The sequence below is a fragment of the Novosphingobium sp. 1529 genome (genome assembly GCF_040544855.1).
In the GTDB taxonomy this organism is placed as follows: domain Bacteria; phylum Pseudomonadota; class Alphaproteobacteria; order Sphingomonadales; family Sphingomonadaceae; genus Novosphingobium; species Novosphingobium capsulatum.
Map to the genome: position 1 here is coordinate 20,453 of NZ_JBEPKW010000015.1, position 13,852 is coordinate 34,304.

Genomic DNA, 13,852 nt, shown 5'->3' on the forward strand with positions numbered 1-13,852 from the left:
GAGGCAGAGCGCCTTCACAGCAAGCGCAAAATCGGCTGGCGCTCGGTGCCTTTCCAGTTCAGCGCGGCCTTGAGCAACGCGATCTGCACCGTACAGACCGTAGCGGGCAATCCCTCCCCGTTGAATGCGCGCCGCACCGCGCCTTCGGGAAGACCGGTCGTCTGGATGATCTGGGCGATGATCGGCCCCGGAATGTTATAGCTACGGGTGTAGCCATCGGGCTGGGGCGCATCGATTTCGCCCGATGCCAGCAGTGTCCGCGCCAACTTCTGCTGCCGTTCCAGCGTGGCTCCGGTCAAGGCCGAACCCTTGGGCAGATCCTCCCAGTGGTAGACCTTGAGGCAGGTCTCTGCTCCATCGGCTTTCGCCGCCATCAGCATGTCGAGGCGCCAGCGCGCCAAGGCATCGAGCCGTGCCGGCCCGGCGTGGGCGCGCGCATAGAGCAACCGCTGGGTCAGCACCACCTGGCCCTGGTGTGCGAGTTCGCCGGGGTCGGCGGTGAGATGCCGATTGGCATTGATCGTGCCGGCGAAGTTGGGATTGGCCTTGCGCAGATCGGCATAAGACATGTCTGGCCCGAACAGTTGGTGGACCACATCGGCCAGCAGCGTGTCGGCCGCCGGATCAAAGGAGGCATTGGGCGCCTGTCCCGGCGCGGCAGGAGCACTGGCTTCGTAGGCAGCCGGAGGCGCTGACGCCGGGTGGTCCTGCCCGTAATCGGCAATAGCAATGACCATGCGCACCAGCCCGATCAGCACGATCGCGATCCAGCCAAAGTTCCTGCCGATACCGCCGCTGCCACTGGCCTGCGGCTCCCACGCGGCGACGAGGACAGGATTGAAGTGCTGTTCCAGCTCGGGAAAATTGCTGCGCACGCCATCGATCAGCTGGCGCACCTGGCGCCGCGACACGAACAGGCCCTTGCGCGTGCCCGTCCGGGTCAGTTCGGCCCAGGCCCTGTGCAGCGGGTGGGCCTTGTCCTGCACCTTGCGGGCAAAGCGCAGGCCGCGCAGCCGCGCGTTGAGGAAGGCGATCACCGGCCGCTCGTTCAGCGTGCCGCGTTCCCGTTCCCAGCCAAGAGCCTGCGCCGCCGGTTCCAGCAGCGGGGCAGAACGCGGCCAAGATTGCGCGAGCAGATCAGCCAGCCAGGTTTCGATCTCTTCCGATCGTTCCACCTGGGCCATGTGCGCCTCGCCCAGCAGGGTTTGCAGATGCGCAAGCGCCGCCGCTTCCTCCACCCCGTCAAGCGGCGCCTCGCTGCCACCCTCGGGCATCAGCGCGACAAACAACGCGTCTTGCGGCGGGTGGGCCGTGCGCACCAGCGGCTGGCTGCCCAGGCGCGAGATCAGGAACGCCACAGCCGGCGAATCGCCCGTGGTCGCCGGCCGATCGGCCCAGCCGAACGCCTGCGCGGCGCGGTCGAGCAGCGGCGCCGCGCGCGGCCAGCTGCGCGCCAGGGTTTCGGCGAGCCATTCCTCGGTGCGGGACCACAGGTCCACCCCGCCGGCATCGGCCTGGGCGATCAGCCGATCGAGCAGGGCCAGGGCGGCCGCGCGCTCGTCTGCGGTCAGGCCAAACTCGGTGCCCGGCCCGGCGAGCAGCAGGTCATGCAGCGCATGATCGGCGCGCGTTTGGGGTTGTTGGCGCCCAAGGCTTACCCCCGGCGCATCGGCTGCCCCGGCCAGAACGATCGCTGCCAAGGTGGGTCGCTGCACCACGAACTGATCATCGGCCGGACCGCGCGCCGGCGCAAACGGCAAGGCCGGTACCAGCGCATCGTGGCCATGGTCGTGCCCGGCACGTACGGTGCTTGTGTCTGCATGCCCGTCCAGCCGGGGTGCGGCGTGGGGCCAGGTGCCCGGCGGGGTATCGTCAGCCGCCTCTGCCGCTGTTGCGCGCTCGTCTTCCCCCGCCACGGGCAGCGCGGTGGGATCGCCGGGCGCATCGGGCGCACTGACCTGCGCCGCCTGGCTGCGCGCCCAGGCCAAAGCCGTATCGCGCGCCTGGCGTAGCGCGGCAAAGCCGGCGACATCGGCGTCCACGTCCATCGCCCGCAGCGCATCGGCATAGGCGCGGCGGATCGCGCCCTGATCGGGGGTTGGCGCGATGCCCAGGCGGCCCCAGGCGCCGTCACTCACAGTGGCATCTCCGCGTCCAGGCTGTCGAGCCGGGCGGCAAGGTCGGCATGGGCCTGGGCAATGGCGCGATGGTCCTGGCTTTCCAGCGCAGACTGGAATGCGATGATCCACTGGCCGATCACCGTGCGCACATCGCCCAGGTGATCTTCCCACATACGCTCTGCCCGGGCGAGCAGGGCCTGGTTGCCGGCGTCCTCGCGCGGGTGAACTTTCAGCGCGGCCAGGGCACGGCGGCGACGGTCGAGTTCCGCATCGTCCTTGCGATCCTCCTCGTCCACGAACACCACGTTGCGGCTTTCCCCGGTCAGCGGGATCGACACGTCCACCTCCAGCAGGCCGGAACTGTCATAGCTGAAGCGCACGTCCACCTGCACGTCGCCCGCCGGACGCGGCGGCACGGCAATATCCACCGCGCCCAGCCGCACATTGCCTGAAACCTCGCGCGCCTCGCCCTGATAGATGCCGAATTCCACCCGTCGCTGGTTGTCGCCCATGGTCTGGAAATAGTGCACGCGGCTGACCGGCACGGGGGTATTGCGCTCGATGATCGGGGTGAACAGACCGCTGACAATGCCGCCACGGCCATCGCGCTCGCTGCGGTCCACGCCCAGGGTGAACGGGCAGACATCGGTGATGCGCACTTCGTCCAGCCCGCCATCGCGGGCGATCAACCCGCCCTGGATCGCCGCGCCCAGCGCCACGGCGTGATCGGGATGCACGGTGGAATTGGGAAAGCGGCCGAACAGCCGCGTGATCGCCTTGCGCACCACCGGCATGCGCGTGGCCCCGCCGACCAGCACCACCTCTGACAGGCTGGCCGTATCGATCTGGCTGTCGCGCAGGGCACGCACCACCGGATCGCGCAGGCGGCGCAGCAAGGGTTCGGCCGCCGTTTCCAGATCGGCCGCGCTGACGCGGGTCGCAAGCCGCTGCTCGGCCACGGTCAGCGCCAGTTCCGCCTCGCCCGTGTCAGACAGCGCGCGGCGCGTGCGTTCGGCTGCCTGGAGCAGCAGGGCGCGGGCGTGTTCGGGATTGAGCCGGTCGAGCAGGCCATCGGGATCGAGCCGCGCCCGCACCGCACCGGCCAGCGCCGCGTTGAAATCGTCGCCACCCAGGCGGTTGTCCCCGGCAGAGGCGCGCACCTCGACAATGCCGGCAAACATCTCCACGATCGAGACGTCGAACGTGCCCCCGCCCAGGTCGAACACCAGAAACGGCTCATGCTCGCCCCGGCTGGCAAGGCCAAACGCCAGCGCCGCCGCCGTCGGCTCGTTGATCAGGCGGCGCACCGATAGGCCGGCCAGCTCACCGGCGCGGCGCGTCGCCTTGCGCTGCTTGTCGTTGAAATAGGCCGGCACGGTGATTACCGCCTCGGTCGGCACGGTGCCGGTCTGCGCGGCCACGTCATCGCGCAGGCTGGCGAGGACCAAGGCGGAAAGCTCTTCGGCGCTGAACGTGTTCCGTCCCAGCTTGAGCTTGTGGTCGGTGCCCATGTAGCGCTTGAAGCTGACCTGGGTGACGCCATCCTTGGCGGCCATCCGCTCCAGCGCGGCCTGGCCGACAAGCGTGGTGCCATCGGGCAGGACGGACACCGCCGATGGCGTCAGCATCTGCCCCAGCGCATTGGGCACCAGTTGCGCCGCCTCTCCATCCCACAGCGCCACGGCCGAATTGGTGGTGCCAAGGTCAATCCCGATGATCATGCGCGCGTACCCATTGCCATCGGACGATCATGGCCGGGCGAGGGCGACGATGGCAAGACGATACCCGCTCCAATCACGTGCAGATCAATCTGGCTTGCACCTGCGATGCTTCAATAAACGGAACGGGTCCGTTTCAATGCGGCACTTGCGCGGTGCGGGCCAGGCCCGACAGCGCCAGTTGCGTGTCGATCTGCTGCATCAGGCGAGCCAGCCCCGCCTCGCTTTCGCTTTCTGCCCGCGCCACCAGCACGGCCTGGGTGTGCGAGGCGCGCAGCAGCCACCAGCCATCGGGCGTGGTCACGCGCACGCCATCGATCGCCACCATGTCGGCGCCTTGCGCCTCAAGCCGTGCTTTCACCTCGTCCACCGCGGTAAACTTGCGCGCTTCATCCACGGCAAAGCGCAATTCGGGCGTGGCGATGGTATCGGGCATCGCGCCGCGCAGGTCGTTGATCGACTGGCCCAACCGCGCCGCAGCCGCGATCAGGCGGATCGCGGCATAGATGCCATCGTCAAAGCCATACCAGTCATCGGCCAAGAACACATGGCCGCTCATTTCGCCTGCCAGCAAGGCACCGCTTTCGCGCAGGCGGGTCTTCATGTGCGAGTGGCCCGATTTCCACATCTGCGACTGCCCGCCCAGCGCCCGTACCCGGTCGAACAGGGCCCGCCCGGTCTTGATATCACCCAGCACCAGCGCGCCGGGACGGCGGGCGAGCAGGTCTTGCGCCAGGATCATCACGATCTGGTCGGCCCAGATCACCCGGCCCAGCCCATCGACCGCGCCGATGCGATCGGCGTCGCCATCGAACGCCACGCCGAAATCGCAGCCGTCCCGCACAACTGCCTGGCGCAGATCGGCGAGGTTTTCCTCCACCGTGGGATCGGGATGATGGTTGGGAAAGGTGCCATCCACCTCCGTAAACAGCAGCCGGTGCTGCCCCGGCAGGCGGGCGACCAGGCGTTCCAGCACTGGCCCAGCGGCGCCATTGCCCGCGTCCCACGCCATGCTCAGCCCGGCCAGACTGGCGCGGTCGATCCCATCCAGCCCCTTGAGCAGGCGATCGACATAGGCATCGAGCACGGTGACGCTGCGCACCGTGCCGGTGCCGCTGTCCCAATCACCGACCTGCGCCTGGCGACCCAGATCCTGGATCGCCTCCCCGAAAAAGGGCTGGCCATCGCGCACCAGCTTGAAACCGTTGTGATGGGCGGGGTTGTGACTGCCGGTGATCTGGATGCCCGCAGCCACACCGGGCAGCGTCAGCGCCGCGAAATAGAGCATCGGCGTGGGGCCAAGGCCGATCCGCACCACATCGGCGCCGCTCGCGCTCAGGCCTTCGACCAGGGCGTGTTCCAGGATCGGAGAGCTGACGCGGCCATCCATGCCCACCACCACTGCGCCGCCGCCCGCGCGCACCACCTGCGTGCCAAAGCAGCGCCCGATGGCACGGGCATCGTCGGCGCCCAGGCTTTCGCCGAACACGCCGCGCACATCGTATTCACGCAGGATCGTGGGATCAAAGCAATGGTTCATGGCCTGTTCCCCGGCGGTATGGCCGCGCTTGTGCGCGCCGGTTCAGCGCCGGTCGACGAGCCGGGCGAGCAGCAGGTCGCGCGCAGCGTTGGCTTCGTGCACCGCTTCGTTGCTGCCGCCGCGATCGGGGTGGACCATGGCCAGGAGGCGGCGATGCGCCTCGATGATCTGTTCGCGCCTCGCATCGGTCCCCACGCCCAGGAGATTGCGTGCCCGGGTTTCAGCAATCGAACGCGTGTCGCGCTGGCCCAGTTCCCACGGCCAGCGCTGGGTCAGCGCCTTGACCGCCACGCAGACCAGCGCCGCCAGCAGCAGCAGCTTGGTCACGCGACGTCCACCATCGGGGTCGCCTGGCCAGAAGCGGTGCGGTGATTGGCCGGTGGCAGGTTGAGCCCGGCCACCAGCGTGCGCAGTTCCTGGCGCGCAACCAGGTGGCTGGTGCCCAGTTCGCCCAGATGCCCCTTGTCGAGCAGCGTGAGGCCGCTGGGAAACAGCTCGCGATAGATCACGCGTTCGGACAGGCCATTGGAAATGCGGAAGCCCACGCGCTTGGACAGCTCGTTGAGTGCCTGGTCGATGCGCTTCTGGTTGCGCGCTTCCACATGCTGGGTGCGGTTGCGCACCACCACCCAGTCCATCTCGCGCCGGGCATCGCGGATCGTGGCCATGGCGCGCTTCTTGCGCGCTTCCCAGATCAGCTCGGCATAGAACGACAGGCGCCGCACGCGAAAGGTTTCGGCGTCGACCTGGCCGATGAGGTCAAAGTCGACGAAGCTGTCGTTGAGCGGGGTGACCAGGGTATCGGCGCTGGTGGCCACGTGGCGGGCCAGCGGATCATCGCGGCCCGGCGTGTCGAAGATCAGGAAATCATGGTCCTGCGAAAGATCGGCCACCACCGCGTCCAGCGCCTCGGGCGTGGTATCATTGAACACCACGTGGGTGGCGTTAGGCAGCGGGATCTGGCGGCGGCGCGCGGTCTCGTCGCGGTTCTGGAGATAGCGGTGGAGCGTTGCCTGGCGATTGTCGAGGTCGATCGCGGCAACCCGCGCGCCCTGATAGGCCAAGGCAACAGCGACATGGACGGCGGTGGTCGATTTGCCGGTGCCGCCCTTTTCGTTGGCGAAAACGATGCGATGGGGACCTGTCGACACGCGGGCTCTCTCTCGATCTGGGGCGGTTAACCGAACGCTTGAACACCCGGTCCACCACGGCTAGGGGAAACCCCGCCGCGCGGCCGGTTGTTGCCCCGGCTTAAAGGAGAGGCACCCGGCGTGCAAACCATCTATCGCCTGGACGACCTGCGCGCGGCCGTCGCTGCATCCAAAACAGGGGAAAAAACCCTGGCCCTGGTGCCAACCATGGGCGCGCTGCACGAAGGGCATCTCACGCTGGTGCGCCGGGCGCGCGATCTCGCCGATGCCGTGGCGGTGTCAATCTTCGTCAATCCGCGCCAATTCGCCCCCGGCGAAGATTTCGACGCCTATCCCCGCCGCCTGGAAACCGATGCGGCGCTGCTCGCCCGTGAAGGCGTGGATATCCTGTGGGCCCCGGCGCCCGACGAAGTCTATCCCAAGGGCTTTGCCACGACCGTTTCGGTGGCCGGCCTTGACGAGCCGCTTTGTGGCGCGGCCCGGCCCGGCCATTTCGATGGCGTGGCCACGGTAGTGTGCAAGCTGTTCAACCAGGTGCAGCCCGATTTCGCGCTGTTCGGGGAAAAGGACTGGCAGCAGCTGGCGATCATCCGCCGCATGGCGCGCGATCTTGACTTGGCCTTGCCGCGTGCCGACGCGATCATCGGCGTACCCACCGTGCGCGAGGCCGATGGCCTGGCACTGAGCAGCCGCAACCAGTACCTCACGCCCGCCGAACGCAGCCAGGCCGCCGCCCTGCCCCGCGCGATCGAGACTGCGATCGCCAGCCTCCGTGCCGGGGGCGATGCCGATGCCGCCCTGGAAACCCTGCGCACCACGCTGCTGCGCGGCGGGTTTGCCCGTGTCGACTATGCCGAACTGCGCGACGCTGAAACGCTCGACCTGCTCGATGCGCTGGGTAGCCGCCCGGCCCGCGTGCTGGTGGCCGCGCACCTGGGCAAGGCCCGGCTGATCGACAACTGGCCGGCCAACTGATGCGCGGCTGGCGCCCTGCCCTGGCCGTGGTGCTGCTGGGCTTGGCGCCGGTGGCCCATGGCCAGGCCGGCGACGGCCTGGAGCCTATCCTCGCCAGCCTGCCTACAGGGGCGCGCATCGGCCTGATCGCGATCGATGAAACCGGGGCGGTGGTTGCCGCGCGCAACGCCGACGCGCGCATGGTGCCGGCCTCTACCACCAAGCTGTTCACCACCGCGGCGGCCCTGGCGCTGCTGCCCGCCACCGATCAGCCCGATACCACCGGCGGCGCGCGTGTTTCCCTGGAAGGCCGCGCCGACCGGCCTGACGTGGTCTTGCGCGGGCATGGCGACGCGCGGCTGTCTTCTGCGCCCGATTGCGCGGTCGATTGCCTGGCTACCCTGGCCGATGCCGTGGCCGCGCACACCCATCAGGTCGGCGCGGTGATCGGTGATGATCGCGCCATGGCGGACGAGCGCTGGCCATCGGGCATGAGTTGGGACAACATGGCGACGCCTTCGGGCACGGCGATTTCCGCGCTCACGCTGGATGACAATATCGCGGTGGCCGCGATCGACGCGACAGCCGCTGGCACAGCCGACAGCCCCGCCCGGATCACCCCGCCGGCCGGCCTCACCATCAGCGGCACCGTGCGCATCGGCACCGGCGATCAGCCTGCCCTCACCCGCCACACCCTGCCGGGGTCTGATGCCTGGCGCATCGATGGCGTGGTTCCCGCCGGCAAGACCTGGCACATACCCCTGGCCCTGGCCGATCCGGCAGCGCGGGCAGCATGGGTGCTGCGCGGGATGCTGGTGGCACGCGGCGTGACGGTGCGCGGCAGCACCCTGGCCCGCCATCGCGATGGCCCCGCGCCGACCGAGCCGCCGGTGCTGGCGCGGCTGATGCCCCCGCCCTTGCGCGAGGATGTGGCGCTGACCTTGCGGCAAAGCCAGAACCTCCATGCCGAACTGCTGCTGCGGCGCCTTGCCGCCTCTGGCACGGTGGCCGATGGCATCACCGCGCGCATGGCGGCGTTGCAAGCGGCCGGCCTGCCGCCGGGCAGTGTCAGCCTCTATGATGGCTCGGGCATGTCGACCTACAACCGCGTTACCCCGCGCGCACTGGCGCTGCTGCTGCGCTGGGGGCAGGCACAGCCGTGGGGTTCAGACTGGATCACGGGCTTTCCCGTCGCGGGGCAGACCGGCACGCTCAAGGCACGGCTGAAAGGCACGCCGCTGGAAGGCCGGCTGCGTGCCAAGACCGGCACCTTGCTGGGCACGCAGGCCCTTGCCGGCTTCCTGCCGACCGCCGCTGGCCATACCCTGGCCTTTGCCGTGCTGGTCAACGATCTGCCCGATGGGACCAGCGCGACACCGGTGGTCGATGCCTTGCTGCTGGCCCTTGCCGCGCAGCATTGAGCCTGGCCGCGCCGGCACTATAACCGGGCGCCATGGCCAGCCTTACCATCAATGCCCAGCCGCTCGACATTCGCCTGCCGGATGACACGCCGCTGTTGTGGGCCTTGCGCGATGCCGCCAATCTGACCGGCACGAAATACGGCTGTGGCACGGGGGAATGTGGCGCCTGCACGGTGATGGTCGATGGCCAGGCGATGCCCAGTTGCACATTGTCGCTGGGCGAGGCCGAGGGCCGCAGCGTGACTACGATCGAAGGGCTTTCGCCCGATCGCAACCATCCGGTGCAACAGGCCTTTGCCGCCGAACAGGCGATCCAGTGCGGCTTTTGCACACCCGGGCTGGTCATGGCCGCCGCGGCTCTGCTGGCGCACAATGCCGATCCTGCCGAGGCCGACATTGCCGCCGCCCTACCCCATGTCTGCCGCTGCGGCGTGCAGCCCCGGCTGGTGCGCGCGGTGCAGCGCGCCGGGCGCATCCTGCGCGGCCAGGAACCCCCGATCCGCCTGCCAGCGCCACGTACGGCGGCCACCGGCGGCTACTGACCCTTTCCGTTTCAAGGAGAACGATCATGCATGCCACGATCTGGCACAATCCCGCCTGCGGCACGTCGCGCAATACGCTGGCCCTGCTTCACGAGGCTGGCGCGCAGGTGACGGTGATCGAATATCTCAAGACCCCGCCGAGCGCGGACAAGCTGGCGCAGCTCTATCGCGATGCCGGCATTACCCCGCAACAGGGCCTGCGCCTCAACGGAACGGACGCGGCCGAGCGCGGCCTGCCCCAGGCCGACGACGCCACTGTGCTGGCTGCCATGGTGGCGGAGCCCAAGCTGATCGAACGCCCGCTGGTGGAAACCGACAAGGGTGTGCGCCTGTGCCGGCCCAAGGAGAAAGTGTTCGAAATCCTCTGACCGGCGTAACGCCGTCGGGGGGCCGCCTGGGGCGCGGGCAAAGAAAAAGGGGCGGATCACTCCGCCCCTTGATCGGGTTTCCGGCGTGGCAGCCGGAGGAAACGGGCCGGTTAGGGCTTACTGCGCCGCCTTGCCGAAGGTGGCGAAGTTTTCGTTCCCGACGAAGCCGAACTTGGTCACCTTGGATTCGGTGATGTACTTCAGCAGCCGGTTGGCCGTTTCATAGCTGGCATAGGCTTCCGGCTGGAACTGCAGTTCCGGTTCCGGATTCATCGCCTTGGTCGCCTGCAGCAGCGAGATCAGGTTGCCTTCGGAAATGGTCGAGCCATTCCAGAGGATCTGACCGGTCTGCGTCAGGATCAGCTTGTTCTTCACCGGGTCAACGTGAGGCATGTTCGTAGGCGGGGTCGCCTGCGGCAGGTTCACGTTGACCGAGTGCGTGGCCACGGGGATGGTAATGATGAACATGATGAGGAGCACGAGCATGACGTCGATCAACGGCGTCGTGTTCATTTCCATCATCGGCGCGCCATCGTCCTTGCCGCCGCTCATTGCCATGGGGTGTTACTCCTGTTCGCCGTGCGTGCCCCGAAGGACACGCCCCGGACGGTGTCCGTCGGGCTTAGCCGTTGGGATCGACCGGGGTGGAGATGAAGCCGACCTTGGGATAGCCCGCAGCCTGCACGTTGTAGATCGCACCGGCGACACACTTCCACGGAACATTGACGTCGCCACGGATGTGCACTTCGGGGATCTTTTCCGGGTCCATGTTGGCCGCGCCGCCTTCACGCTTCACGATCGCGTCGAGACGATCGAAAGCCTGCTTGTACAGCTCGGTGTTGTCCACCGGAGTCACGTTGTTGAAATAGACGCGGCATTCGCCGTTGCGAGAAGAGCCCTGATAGCCCGGTTCGCGCGGGCTACGGCCATTCGCGTCGGTCGCCACAACAGCGAGAAGCAGGTTTTCCACCTTGTCTTGGGTTTCTTCCGAGGCAAGGACGGGAACCTTGAGCTTTTCGATGGTCTGGATCGCGACCGGCACCGCGATGAGGAAGATGATCAGCAGCACCAGCATCACGTCCACGAGCGGCGTGGTGTTGATGTCCGACATCGGGCGTTCTTCTCCGCCAGCGCCGCCTACAGACATTGCCATTGGTTACATCCTATCCGATTGAAGCCGCGGGAGGGGCCAGGGTGTGGGCTTGAAAGGGCCGCCCTGGCCATGACCCGCGTTCTGCGGACAAGGCCGGCGACAGGATTGCTGCCGGCCTTGGGGTGACAGCTTACTTCTTGACCGGAGCAGCAACCGGGGCAGCCGGCTTGGCGGCCGGAGCCGGACCAACGGCGGGCTTCACGGCGCCCTTCGAGGTGATGTTGGCAAGAACGTCGGTCGAGAAGCCCTGGAGCAGCTCGGCGATCTTCTTGTTGCGCGACTGCAGCCAGTTGTAGGCAAGCACGGCCGGCACGGCGACGAGCAGACCCAGCGCGGTCATGATCAGAGCTTCACCGACCGGACCCGCGACCTTGTCGATCGAGGCCGAACCGGCGAGGCCGATGGCGATCAGAGCGCGGTAGATGCCGACCACGGTACCGAACAGACCGATGAACGGCGCGGTGGCGCCCACGGTGGCGAGGAAGGGCAGGCCGCCAGCGAGGCGAGCGTTGATCGAAGCTTCCGAGCGAGCGAGCGAACCGTGCAGCCAGTCATGGGCTTCCAGGGAGTCGGTCATCTTGGCGTGCTGGTCTTCAGCGGCGATGCCGTCGTCGACGAGCTGGCGCCATGCGCTGTTCTTGTCCAGCTTGGCAGCGCCTTCGCGCAGGGTGGGAGCGCGCCAGAAGTTGGCGAGCGCCTTGTACTGGCCAAGGATCTTCGCCTGTTCGAAGTACTTGGTGAACAGGATGAAGAACGAGCCGAACGACATGATGCCCAGGATGGTCACCGTGGCGTACGAAATGAAACCGCCAGCCTGCAGGGCTTCAACGAAGCCGAACTTGTTCTGCGGCGCGGCATTGGCCGCAGCAGCGGCAAGCGTCTGGATAAACATTCGGGTCTTCCTCTCAAGAATTCGATAGCAAGTGCAAAAGGCTGCGCATGGACGATGGCATATCCGAAGGGGTGATGGAGATCATCAATCCTTCGGGATCTGCCAACGCACCGAACTGCTGTACGTGCTGCCGACCGGCTGGCCGTTCTGGGTGCCGGGCTTGAAGCGCGCACGGCGCATCAGGTTCTGGCACGTTGCAGCGTCCAACTCTTGGTTGCCCGAAGAGCGCGTAACCGAGCAGTTGGTTGGCCGGCCGCTGGCGTCATATTCCAGACGGAAGCCGGTCGTCCCTTCGGCGCCTTCACGCAGTGCGCGCGAGGGGTAGTCGTTCGACGTCACCCAGTCACCCGGGTTGCCACGCGGCGTGCCGGGAACCGGCGGCGGCGGCGGCGGCGGGGCCGGGGGAGCCGGCGGAGCCGGAGGCAGCACGACCGGAGTCGGCGGCGGTGCGACCGGCGGCGGCGTCGTCACAGCCTGAATCGGCGGAGGAGCCAGATTCAGGTTGATCGGCGGCGGCGGCGCAACGATCGGTGGCGGCGGTTGATCAGGCTGCTTCGGGGGCGGCGGTGGCGGCTCCTTCGGCTTTTCCTCTTCGATCTTGACCGCGGTGGTCACGTCCTTGATCTTCTTGAACGCCGAGTAGGCAAGGCCGGTGACCAGCGCATACCCCACGACGACATGAAGAACAGCAACGATGATGAGCGCGGTGATCTTGTTACCGCTCATCTGTTGGTCAGCGTATGCCATTCAGCTCCATTACTCCTGAACGTCCTAGCCAAGCCCGACACATCGCCCACAGGACAACGCCAATCGCGCCCGAAAAGGACCGACGCCCGGAATCACCGTTCCGGCCGACGAGACAATCCAGCGATTTCATTCCACCCTGCCGAACAACCCGGACCGCCGACATCGGACGCAGAGGGCCCGGCGGCGGCATGGTTCGGACTTGTTTTTTGTTTGCCCGAACGATCGGGAGCTTTAACGCCGAACCTATAAGGGCGCAAATGCTTTATCGGTTAAGCCATGATTCAGCGATGCGTCCCGCAATCGCAAGGAAATCTTAGCAATTTTGCGGCGCTGCGCCGCACGGAAGGAGGAATATGCCCAAATCCGCGCATCCGATGCGAAATTTTGTCGCTGGCATGCTGGTGTTTGCAAGCATTTCGGCGCCCCTGCACGCACAATCGGCGCCGCCCATGATTCGCACTCTTGACGCTCCGGCGCTGACCTACGCCGATCTTGTCGACCTTGCCCTGCCCGCGCACATCGTGGCCAAGGCAGAAATCACCGCGGTTTCCAAGATCAATCCAGCGCTGTCTGCCGATGTCGCGCCGGGCAAGGTGCGCCTCTATATAGAGGCACGCACCACCGCCCTGCTGGTCGGCCCCGACATTGCCGATACGCTCAGCTTCCTGGCCGACGTGCCGCTCGATGCGCGGGGCAAGGTGCCCAAGCTGCGCAAGATGCCGGTGCTGCTGCTGGCCGATCCGGTCAACGGCCGTCCCGGCGAGCTCAAGCTGGTGTCGCCCGATGCGATGCTGCCCTGGACGCCCGAGCTGGAAGCGCGGCTGCGCCCGATCCTGACCGAACTGGTCAACCACGGCCAGCCGCCGGTGATCACCGGGGTGCGCGAGACCATGCACGTGCCGGGCAACCTTACCGGCGAGGGCGAAACACAGGTGTTCCTCTCCACCCCCGATGGCAAGCCTGCCTCGCTCTCGATCCTGCGCCGCCCCGGCGAACGGACCACCTGGGGCGTGAGCTTTTCCGAGATCGTCGACCAATCGGCCAAGCCGCCCCAGCCCGAAACCCTGGCGTGGTATCGCCTGGCCTGCGCCCTGCCGCCCGAGTTGCCGCCGCGCAGCGTGATCAGCGGCACGGCCGACGATCGCCAGATCGCCAGCGAAGACTATGCCCAGGTGATCCGCGAGTTGGGCCCCTGCACGCGCAATCGCCCGCCGCACTGAGAACTGCGCAGTGATGCTGGCCTTTT

General features: G+C 67.2%; 14 protein-coding genes. 5 read left to right on the forward strand and 9 right to left on the reverse strand.

All coding sequences use genetic code 11. The features are described from left to right. Positions 1 to 14: 14 nt before the first annotated feature. The 5 genes from ABIC78_RS19610 to ABIC78_RS19630 all read right to left on the reverse strand — a co-directional run bounded on the left by ABIC78_RS19610 (position 15) and on the right by ABIC78_RS19630 (position 6,529). Entirely contained in the window at positions 15 to 2,138 is a 2,124-nt protein-coding gene (locus tag ABIC78_RS19610; protein WP_354491499.1) for a hypothetical protein, read from the reverse strand. Next, entirely contained in the window at positions 2,135 to 3,841 is a 1,707-nt protein-coding gene (locus ABIC78_RS19615; RefSeq protein ID WP_354491501.1) for an Hsp70 family protein, read from the reverse strand. The genes ABIC78_RS19610 and ABIC78_RS19615 overlap by 4 nt, the downstream gene beginning before the upstream one ends. 133 nt (positions 3,842 to 3,974) lie before the next feature. Further along, positions 3,975 to 5,378: a phosphoglucomutase/phosphomannomutase PgmG gene (pgmG, locus tag ABIC78_RS19620; protein WP_354491503.1), complete on the reverse strand. Its 1,404-nt coding sequence runs from the start codon at positions 5,376 to 5,378 to the stop codon at positions 3,975 to 3,977. A 42-nt stretch (positions 5,379 to 5,420) separates the two neighbouring features. Next, complete coding sequence (locus tag ABIC78_RS19625; protein ID WP_062788185.1) at positions 5,421 to 5,705, reverse strand: J domain-containing protein; 285 nt, start codon at positions 5,703 to 5,705, stop codon at positions 5,421 to 5,423. Beyond that, on the reverse strand, positions 5,702 to 6,529 hold the full coding sequence (locus ABIC78_RS19630; protein ID WP_062788184.1) for a division plane positioning ATPase MipZ: 828 nt from the start codon (positions 6,527 to 6,529) through the stop codon (positions 5,702 to 5,704). Before ABIC78_RS19630 ends, ABIC78_RS19625 begins: the two co-directional genes overlap by 4 nt. A 120-nt stretch (positions 6,530 to 6,649) precedes the next feature. Between ABIC78_RS19630 and panC the strand changes: the two genes are divergently transcribed. The 4 genes from panC to arsC are packed head-to-tail and all read left to right on the forward strand — an operon-like array spanning position 6,650 to position 9,814. Then, positions 6,650 to 7,504, forward strand: coding sequence for a pantoate--beta-alanine ligase (panC, locus tag ABIC78_RS19635; RefSeq protein ID WP_354491506.1), 855 nt, complete (start codon positions 6,650 to 6,652; stop codon positions 7,502 to 7,504). Further along, positions 7,504 to 8,904, forward strand: a complete 1,401-nt coding sequence (gene dacB, locus ABIC78_RS19640) for a D-alanyl-D-alanine carboxypeptidase/D-alanyl-D-alanine endopeptidase (RefSeq protein WP_354491508.1) — start codon at positions 7,504 to 7,506, stop codon at positions 8,902 to 8,904. The genes panC and dacB overlap by 1 nt, the downstream gene beginning before the upstream one ends. Before the next feature lie 32 nt (positions 8,905 to 8,936). Then, a complete protein-coding gene (locus ABIC78_RS19645) occupies positions 8,937 to 9,446 on the forward strand; it encodes a (2Fe-2S)-binding protein (RefSeq protein ID WP_354491510.1) in 510 nt (169 codons plus the stop codon). A gap of 26 nt (positions 9,447 to 9,472) precedes the next feature. Beyond that, on the forward strand, positions 9,473 to 9,814 hold the full coding sequence (gene arsC, locus ABIC78_RS19650) for an arsenate reductase (glutaredoxin) (RefSeq protein WP_309806472.1): 342 nt from the start codon (positions 9,473 to 9,475) through the stop codon (positions 9,812 to 9,814). Between the two features lie 117 nt (positions 9,815 to 9,931). On the opposite strand, the gene ABIC78_RS19655 is transcribed toward arsC, so the two are convergent. From ABIC78_RS19655 to ABIC78_RS19670, 4 genes are all read right to left on the reverse strand, one after another. Next, positions 9,932 to 10,372, reverse strand: a complete 441-nt coding sequence (locus ABIC78_RS19655; RefSeq protein ID WP_354491512.1) for an ExbD/TolR family protein — start codon at positions 10,370 to 10,372, stop codon at positions 9,932 to 9,934. 64 nt (positions 10,373 to 10,436) lie between these two features. Beyond that, a complete protein-coding gene (locus tag ABIC78_RS19660; protein WP_082209053.1) occupies positions 10,437 to 10,967 on the reverse strand; it encodes an ExbD/TolR family protein in 531 nt (176 codons plus the stop codon). 130 nt (positions 10,968 to 11,097) lie between these two features. Next, on the reverse strand, positions 11,098 to 11,859 hold the full coding sequence (locus tag ABIC78_RS19665) for a MotA/TolQ/ExbB proton channel family protein (RefSeq protein WP_022675739.1): 762 nt from the start codon (positions 11,857 to 11,859) through the stop codon (positions 11,098 to 11,100). A gap of 84 nt (positions 11,860 to 11,943) precedes the next feature. Beyond that, positions 11,944 to 12,606 (reverse strand): energy transducer TonB, encoded by a 663-nt coding sequence (locus tag ABIC78_RS19670; RefSeq protein WP_022675740.1) that lies wholly within the window; start codon positions 12,604 to 12,606, stop codon positions 11,944 to 11,946. Positions 12,607 to 13,055: 449 nt separating this feature from the next. On the opposite strand from ABIC78_RS19670, the gene ABIC78_RS19675 reads away from it, so the two are divergent. Next, complete coding sequence (locus ABIC78_RS19675) at positions 13,056 to 13,826, forward strand: hypothetical protein (RefSeq protein ID WP_107718762.1); 771 nt, start codon at positions 13,056 to 13,058, stop codon at positions 13,824 to 13,826. Positions 13,827 to 13,852 lie beyond the last annotated feature (26 nt).

Excerpts from the sequence above, each read along its gene's own strand:
- ABIC78_RS19615 (WP_354491501.1), bottom strand. The coding sequence starts at position 3,841 with ATGATCATCGGGATTGACCTTGGCACCACCAATTCGGCCGTGGCGCTG.
- pgmG (WP_354491503.1), bottom strand. The coding sequence starts at position 5,378 with ATGAACCATTGCTTTGATCCCACGATCCTGCGTGAATACGATGTGCGC.
- dacB (WP_354491508.1), top strand. The coding sequence starts at position 7,504 with ATGCGCGGCTGGCGCCCTGCCCTGGCCGTGGTGCTGCTGGGCTTGGCG.
- ABIC78_RS19645 (WP_354491510.1), top strand. The coding sequence starts at position 8,937 with ATGGCCAGCCTTACCATCAATGCCCAGCCGCTCGACATTCGCCTGCCG.
- arsC (WP_309806472.1), top strand. The coding sequence starts at position 9,473 with ATGCATGCCACGATCTGGCACAATCCCGCCTGCGGCACGTCGCGCAAT.
- ABIC78_RS19655 (WP_354491512.1), bottom strand. The coding sequence starts at position 10,372 with ATGGCAATGAGCGGCGGCAAGGACGATGGCGCGCCGATGATGGAAATG.
- ABIC78_RS19660 (WP_082209053.1), bottom strand. The coding sequence starts at position 10,967 with ATGGCAATGTCTGTAGGCGGCGCTGGCGGAGAAGAACGCCCGATGTCG.
- ABIC78_RS19665 (WP_022675739.1), bottom strand. The coding sequence starts at position 11,859 with ATGTTTATCCAGACGCTTGCCGCTGCTGCGGCCAATGCCGCGCCGCAG.
- ABIC78_RS19670 (WP_022675740.1), bottom strand. The coding sequence starts at position 12,606 with ATGGCATACGCTGACCAACAGATGAGCGGTAACAAGATCACCGCGCTC.
- ABIC78_RS19675 (WP_107718762.1), top strand. The coding sequence starts at position 13,056 with ATGATTCGCACTCTTGACGCTCCGGCGCTGACCTACGCCGATCTTGTC.